General features: G+C 69.6%; 1 protein-coding gene. It reads right to left on the bottom strand.

What is annotated here, in order from left to right; all coding sequences use genetic code 11:
- Positions 1-57: 57 nt before the first annotated feature.
- A complete protein-coding gene (locus ACFU7Y_RS44190) occupies positions 58-930 on the bottom strand; it encodes a Bax inhibitor-1/YccA family protein (RefSeq protein WP_224285405.1) in 873 nt (290 codons plus the stop codon).
- Positions 931-1,047: the final 117 nt, after the last annotated feature.

The following is a 1,047-nucleotide window of genomic DNA, read 5'->3' as shown; positions in this document are numbered from 1 at the left end:
GCCCCGGAGCGAGTGGCTCCGGGGCCCGGCGGCAGTGGTTCACGGCGGGACGGACCGTCAGTCGTCGCCGCGCAGGATCGCGATCAGCCGCAGCATCTCCATGTAGATCCAGACCAGCGACAGGGTCAGCCCGAAGGCGGCCCGCCACGACTCGCGCTGCGGGGCGCCCTGGGCGATGGCCTCCTCGATCGCCGCGAAGTCCAGCGACAGGAAGAAGGCACCCAGACCGATGCCGACCAGGCCGACCACGATGCCCAGCGGGCCGGAGCGCAGCCCCATGTCGGCGCCGAAGGCCATGGCGACCAGGTTGACCAGCATGAGCAGCACGAAGCCCATGGCGATCGCGATGCCGATCCGCTGGTAGCGCGCGGTGACCCGGATGCGACCGCTCTTGTAGGCGAACAGCATCGCCGCGAAGACCGCCGCCGTACCCAGCACCGCCTGGATCACGATGCCGTTCAGCACGGTGTTGAAGGCGTGCGAGATGGCGCCCATCGCGAAGCCCTGGAGGGCCGCGTACGTCAGTATCAGCGGCGGGCTCACACTGCGCTTGAAGGCGATGACCAGGTAGACGACGAAGGCGACGATCGAGGCGCCGGCGGCGTAGCCGTAGTTCTCGAACGGCAGCGCGAACCAGGCCACCGCACCGGCGGCGACCAGCGTCAGCAGCGTCATCGCGGTGCGGGCGACCACGTCGTCCAGCGTCATCCGCCCGGTGGCCGCCGGGCCGGCCGACGGCCCGTTGTACAGCTCGTAGAGCTGTTCGTCGGTCATCGGGGCCTGGCCCTGCGGCTGCTGGGCGTACGGCGTGCCCGCGTAGGGGTTCTGGCCGTTCGGGCTCCCGGCCTGCGCGGTGGTGCCGAACCCCGCGTAGCCGGAGTCGCGGGTGAAGGACCCCTCCCGCGAGAAGACCGGGTTGCTGCTTCTCATTGCTCATTCCCTCCGTGGCGGCACTGCACCGCCCGTGCACAAGGGTAATGGCATGGCAAAAATTTCGGGATACGCCGCGAGGAGGATCCAGTGAACAACGTCCGGCGGGGACGCCGT

The sequence above is a fragment of the Kitasatospora sp. NPDC057542 genome (genome assembly GCF_042801945.1).
Classification (GTDB): domain Bacteria; phylum Actinomycetota; class Actinomycetes; order Streptomycetales; family Streptomycetaceae; genus Kitasatospora.
The sequence above is the reverse complement of the archived record's forward strand: the minus strand, read 5'-3'. Positions and strand labels throughout refer to the sequence as shown.

What these genes read in the sequence shown, in the direction of transcription:
- ACFU7Y_RS44190 (WP_224285405.1), bottom strand. Translation starts at nt 930, where the DNA reads ATGAGAAGCAGCAACCCGGTCTTCTCGCGGGAGGGGTCCTTCACCCGC.